Source organism: Promicromonospora sp. NPDC060271 (assembly GCF_042726755.1).
Taxonomy (GTDB): domain Bacteria; phylum Actinomycetota; class Actinomycetes; order Actinomycetales; family Cellulomonadaceae; genus Promicromonospora.
Map to the genome: position 1 here is coordinate 1 of NZ_JBHXBG010000253.1, position 5,625 is coordinate 5,625.

Genomic DNA, 5,625 nt, shown 5'->3' on the forward strand with positions numbered 1-5,625 from the left:
CCCCGCGGGGGGGCGCCTCCCTGTGCGGCGGGCGCGTCCCCCTCCGCCCCCTCCTCGGGGGGCCGGGGGCCCCGGCCCCCCCCCCCCCACCACCGGAGGGTCACATCGAGGCGAGGAGGTCCTCCATCGTCGCGATCTCGGCCTGCTGGGTGTCGACTATCGTCTGCGCCATCTCGACCGCGGCCGGGTCCTGACCGGACTCGATCTCCTCCTGCGCCATCTCCACCGCGCCCTGGTGGTGCGCGATCATCTGCTCCAGGAACAGCCGGTTCGCCTCGGGGCCAGCGGCTTCGGCGAGCGCCTGCATGTCCTCCTCGGACATCATGCCGCTCATCCCGGCGTGGCCGGAGTGCTCGGCGGTGCGCTCGGCGCCCCACGTGTCCAGCCACTGGCCGAGCTCCTCGATCTCGGGCGCCTGGGCGGCCTTGACCTGGTCGGCGAGCTCTGCGATCTGGGGGTCGACGTCGGGCTTGGCCAGGACGACGTCGGACATCTCGATCGCCTGCTCGTGGTGGGGGATCATCATCTGCGCGAACATGACGTCCGCGTCGTTGTGCTCTGCGTGCTCGCCGGCCACGGTCGTGGTGTCCTGCGCGGGCTCCTCGCCCGAGCAGCCCGCGAGGGCAAGTGCTCCGGCCAGGACGATGACAGACATAACGGTGCGCTTCATGGGGTCTTCCTCTAGCTGGTCTCGGGGTAGCAGTCACTGACCCGGCCGCGCTGGGCGCGGCAGGGCTGTCGGATCGGCGCCGGTAGGCGCCGGGCCGGGGTCTACGTCCGAGAGATACAGAGCTCGTGCAGGGAAGGCGCGGCGACGGCGCGGACGCCGGCCAGCGCCTGTGTGAGGGCCGTCGCCACCTCGAGCGGGGCCCGCCATAGCAGCCGGCGTGCGGGCACGACCAGGGCCAGGAGCGCGACGAGGACCATGAGGCACATCGCCGTCGTGAGACCGTCGCCGCAGCATCCCTCGCAGTCGCCCGCGCCCCCTTCGCCGTGGCCGTCCAGCGCCTCCGCCATCGGCCTGACGACGACGGCGGTGGCGATGACGGCCTGCTCCGCGACAACCACGGGGGCCTCGTGCGGCACGGCGTGCGAGTGCCTGGTCGGTGACCCGCTCATCGAGTGCATGGTGACCACCCCGACGATCACCGTCAGGATCGCCAGCACGCCGACCGGGCGCCGGCGAGGCCCGGCGACGGCCGAACGAAGAAGCGAGATCACGCGCACGGCACGGAGGCTATCCCACCGCCGATGGGGATGAAACCGCGGCCGCGGACCCCGCCGCCCGTCGCCGGCGCGAGGGGTGGCGCGGCGTCCGCCCCTCGCGCCGGGTAGGTCAGCCAACGCGCAGGACCACCGGGTTGGACTGCCAGACCTGGGTGTACCGGACGGACTTGCCCGGGACCGGCGCCTCGATCTGCATGCCGTCACCGGCGTAGATCGCGATGTGGCCGGGCGACCAGAGCAGGTCACCGGGCTGCGCCTGGGACCAGGGCACCTCGGTCCCCGCGTACCGCTGCTCGGACGAGGTCCGGGGCAGGTCGATCCCGACCTGCGCGAAGACGTAGGACGTGAATCCGGAGCAGTCCATCCCGGCCGGGGTCTCGCCGCCCCACAGGTACGGCACCCCGAGGTACCGCATCCCGATGGACACGATGGCCGATCCCTGGGCAGACGCCGGGATCTCGACGGCAGCGGCGGCTTCCGCGGCGGCGGCCACCTCCGCCTCCGCCTCTGCTTCGGCCTCGGCGGCGAGCTCCGCCTGGTACTCCTCGTTCTCCTCGGCCGAGGTCACGGAGACCGCGGCCGTCTCGACGTTCAGCCTGGCGTCGGTGGCGACGGTCACCACGGGTGCGGCGGCGACCGCCTCCTTGGCCTGGGCGGTCAGGGCGTTGAGGTCGGCCGTGTCGAGCGTGCCGCTGACGGCCTTGCCGGCCAGCGACGAGCTGACCTCTGTGGCCGGTGCCGCCTGGGCGGACGGGGCCACCAGGGACAGCAGCACGCCGGAACCGGCCGCCGCCGCCACGGCGGTGCGGCCGGCGAACGCGGCGGCCTGCTCGGTGGCGGTCCGGGCGACGTCGGCCAGGACGGGGCGGCGCACCGCCCGATGACGACCACGGCCGCGCACGGCCGGGTTGAGGTTGAAGCTGGGCTCCATGAAAGCTGGGACCTTTCGGATCGGAGTAGGACCACACGCGCGGCCCGGGTTCGGGGCGCGCTGAACCGGTCGACACCCTGATGGGGTGGTGTCGACGGGGGCGTGGTGGTCTACGTCCGGGAGATCCCGAGGGCGTGCAGCGACGGCGCTTCCGCCATCGCCAGGCCCGACGGATCCGTCGGGCAGTGGTGCGCGAGCTCGGGTACCAGCCACCGCATCGCGAGGGCCGGGGCCCTCGCGAGGTCCACGGAGGGTGACACGGTCCGGTCGGACCGCGCGGTCACCGGGCGATCCTCGGCGCAGTGGTTCGGGCCCTCGCCATGGTGTCCGTCGCCGTGCTGCCCGGGAGCACCGGTGACCTGGTCCGGCGCGGTCGCCGAGACCTGCGCCGCATGGTGCTCCGCCGCGCCGTACGCCGCCGCGCCGTGACCGGCGTCGTCCAGGTGGACACCGCAGACGGCCTGCACGCCCAGGACCACGAGCGCGAGGAACATGGCCGTCAGGACACTCGTGAGCCCACGCCGAGGAGCGGCGAGCGGCGAACGGACGGCACGTGTCAGGTTCATGGCGAGCCCTAGGGTAACGGAACGGACACGCTCGTGGGCAACTGCGCGAGGTGTCCTGATCGTGTGACCGCTACGAGTCGGCCGCGCTGCAGATCGGGTCCTGCCACCGCACCACCGTCTCGGCCGCGGAGCGGGCGGCGACCAGCGTGGACATGAGCGAGACGTCCCGGCCGCCCGACTCGCTCGCCGGCGTCTCGACGGGACAGACCGCACGGCCGACGACGTTCCGGGTGGGAATCTGCTCCAGGGCGCCGTCGTCGCGCAGGAGCAGCAGGCTGACGTCGTCGACGTTCACGACCATGCCGTCGTGATACCTGGAGCTCGTCGCGCCGGGCGACCCGAGGCCCTCGACCACTACGCGCTCGTTGGGGAGCCATCGTGAGGACGCGACGGGCACCCACAGCGACCACAGCAGGAGGAGGACGAGCAGCAGCGCCGGGTAGGTCCGGTCCGCGAGCCGGATCCAGCCCGGCGCCTCGTGCGCGTGCGCCAGCACGAAGAGCGTCACGGTCACCGCGCCGATCACCTGGTACAGCAGCAGGAGCAGGTCGCCGCTCACGGCTGCGGAGATCAGCCCGATGAGGAACGCCAGCGCCGCGAACACGGCCAGGGCGGCGCCGGTCCACAGGCTCGTCCCGGCCGCTCGGCTCCTGACGTTCAGCTCGTCGAGCGGGAAGCCGTCGATCCGGCCGCTGACCCGGAAGTCGAGCCGCCGCATCCACGAGACCCAGGCGTAGAACGCGAAGATCGCCACGGACGCCGCCGGCAGGCACAGGATGCCCGCCACGACGAGGACGGCGAAGGGGTCGATCCGGCCCGGCCGGGCCCGGATGCGGCGCTGCAGCACGACGCCGAGCACGGCGACCGTCGCGACGAGGTCGGTCCAGGTCGCTAGGACCAGGCTCAGCGGATTGACGTGCTGGATGACGGCGAGGGTCGCGTTCGCGTCGCCGTGCGTGATCGACCAGACGTTGAACGCGATGAGGACGAAGGGTGCGATCGGGATCGCGGCCAGGAACAAGGGGTCCTTGAGCAGCGCCCCGAGGCCCGTCTCGTCGCCGGGCCTCGGCGGCGTGCTGATCTCACCGGACCGGTCGACCGCACGCTCGTCGGACATGGCGAAGAACATAGCGGCAGGGCTGCCGCGGCTGAAGAGCCGGGTGCGATGTCGGCGAAGCCCCTCCGTCTCAGGGGTGACGGAGGGGCTTGTCTGGTTCGTGTCAGCTGATCTTGCGGTGGTAGGCCGACATCGCGAGGAAGTACGCGAGGGTGAGGATGCCGACGCACCAGCCGAGCGCGACCCAGATGTCGGTGCCGACCGGCTGTTGGGCCAGGAGGTCGCGGATCGTGTTGACGATGGAGGTCACGGGCTGGTTCTCGGCGAACCACCGCACGGGGCCGGGCATGGTCTCGGTCGGGACGAAGGCTGAGCTGAGGAAGGGTAGGAAGATCAGCGGGTAGGAGAACGCGCTCGCGCCGTCCACGGTCTTGGCGGACAGGCCGGCGATGACCGCGAGCCAGGTCAGGGCCAGGGTGAACAGGACCAGGATGCCCGTTACGCCGAGCCAGGCCAGGATGCCCGCGCCGGAGCGGAACCCCATCAGGAGGCCGACCAGGACGACGACCGCGATGGAGACGAGGTTGGCGACCAGTGAGGTCAGGACGTGTGCCCACAGCACCGACGATCGGGCGATGGGCATGGACTGGAAGCGTTCGAAGATGCCGCCCTGCAGGTCCAGGAAGAGTCGGTACGCCGTGTAGGCGATGCCCGACGCGATGGTGATGAGCAGGATGCCGGGCAGGAGGTAGTTGACGTAGTTGTCGGTACCGGTCTGGATGGCGCCGCCGAAGACGTAGACGAACAGCAGCATCATCGCGATCGGCGTGACGGCGGTGGTGATGATGGTGTCGGGGCTGCGCAGGATGTGGCTCAGGGACCGGCCGGTCAGGACGGCGGTGTCGCCGAAGAAGTGCTTGCTCATGACTGCTCCTTGCTCGGCTCGGCCGTGGCCGGCTCGGTCTCGTTGTTGTCCTTGTTGTTCTCGCCGTCCTTGCCGTTGGTGCCGACGAGCGTGAGGAAGATGTCTTCCAGGGAGGGCTGCTTCTCGACGTACTCGACCTTGGCCGGGGGCAGCAGGGCCTTGAGCTCTGCGAGGGTGCCGTTGGCGATGATGCGGCCCTGGTGCAGGATCGCGATGCGGTCGGCGAGCTGTTCGGCCTCGTCCAGGTACTGGGTGGTCAGCAGCACGGTCGTGCCCTGCTTGGCCAGCTCCGCGACGACCTGCCAGACCTCGATCCGGGCTTCGGGGTCCAGGCCGGTGGTGGGCTCGTCGAGGAAGATGATCGGCGGGTTGCCGATCAGGCTCATCGCGATGTCCAGGCGGCGGCGCATGCCACCGGAGTACGTGCCTGCTTTGCGGGATCCGGCGTCGACCAGGTCGAACCGGTCCAGGAGGTCGTCGGCGACCTTGCCGGGGTTGTTCAGGTGGCGCAGCTTGGCGACCAGGACGAGGTTCTCCCGGCCGGTCAGGACCTCGTCGACCGCCGCGAACTGTCCGGTCAGGCTGATCGACTCCCGGACGGCCTGCGCGTCCGTGGTGACGTCGAACCCGTGGATGGTCGCGGTGCCGGTGTCCGGCCGCAGCAGGGTCGACAGGATCCGCACCATGGTGGTCTTGCCTGCACCGTTGGAGCCCAGCAGCGCGAAGATGCTGCCGTGTGCGACCTCGAAGTCCACGCCTTGCAGGACGTGCAGGTCCTTGTAGGACTTCTTGATGCCCTGCACCCGGATCGCAGGCCCGCGCCCTGCTCCGGTGGTTGTCTCGGTACTCATCTGACTCCCTCTCGTCACGTTCTCGAAGATTGCGGATCGCCCCGCCTGCCGGGTCCGGCCGCCGTGGC

General features: G+C 71.0%; 7 protein-coding genes. All 7 read right to left on the reverse strand.

Annotation, left to right across the window (positions count from 1 at the left end; genetic code table 11):
* Window positions 1-100: 100 nt before the first annotated feature.
* The 7 genes from ACFWE2_RS24195 to ACFWE2_RS24225 all read right to left on the reverse strand — a co-directional run bounded on the left by ACFWE2_RS24195 (window position 101) and on the right by ACFWE2_RS24225 (window position 5,557).
* Window positions 101-670 (reverse strand): DUF305 domain-containing protein, encoded by a 570-nt coding sequence (locus ACFWE2_RS24195; protein ID WP_377226761.1) that lies wholly within the window; start codon window positions 668-670, stop codon window positions 101-103.
* 101 nt (window positions 671-771) lie between these two features.
* Window positions 772-1,227: a DUF6153 family protein gene (locus ACFWE2_RS24200; RefSeq protein WP_377226762.1), complete on the reverse strand. Its 456-nt coding sequence runs from the start codon at window positions 1,225-1,227 to the stop codon at window positions 772-774.
* 109 nt (window positions 1,228-1,336) lie between these two features.
* Window positions 1,337-2,158, reverse strand: a complete 822-nt coding sequence (locus ACFWE2_RS24205) for a C40 family peptidase (RefSeq protein WP_377226763.1) — start codon at window positions 2,156-2,158, stop codon at window positions 1,337-1,339.
* Window positions 2,159-2,268: 110 nt separating this feature from the next.
* Window positions 2,269-2,724, reverse strand: coding sequence for a hypothetical protein (locus ACFWE2_RS24210; protein WP_377226764.1), 456 nt, complete (start codon window positions 2,722-2,724; stop codon window positions 2,269-2,271).
* A 70-nt stretch (window positions 2,725-2,794) separates the two neighbouring features.
* Window positions 2,795-3,841, reverse strand: a complete 1,047-nt coding sequence (locus tag ACFWE2_RS24215; protein WP_377226765.1) for a hypothetical protein — start codon at window positions 3,839-3,841, stop codon at window positions 2,795-2,797.
* Between the two features lie 103 nt (window positions 3,842-3,944).
* Window positions 3,945-4,706: an ABC transporter permease gene (locus ACFWE2_RS24220; protein WP_377226766.1), complete on the reverse strand. Its 762-nt coding sequence runs from the start codon at window positions 4,704-4,706 to the stop codon at window positions 3,945-3,947.
* Window positions 4,703-5,557, reverse strand: a complete 855-nt coding sequence (locus tag ACFWE2_RS24225) for an ABC transporter ATP-binding protein (RefSeq protein ID WP_377226767.1) — start codon at window positions 5,555-5,557, stop codon at window positions 4,703-4,705. Before ACFWE2_RS24225 ends, ACFWE2_RS24220 begins: the two co-directional genes overlap by 4 nt.
* Window positions 5,558-5,625 lie beyond the last annotated feature (68 nt).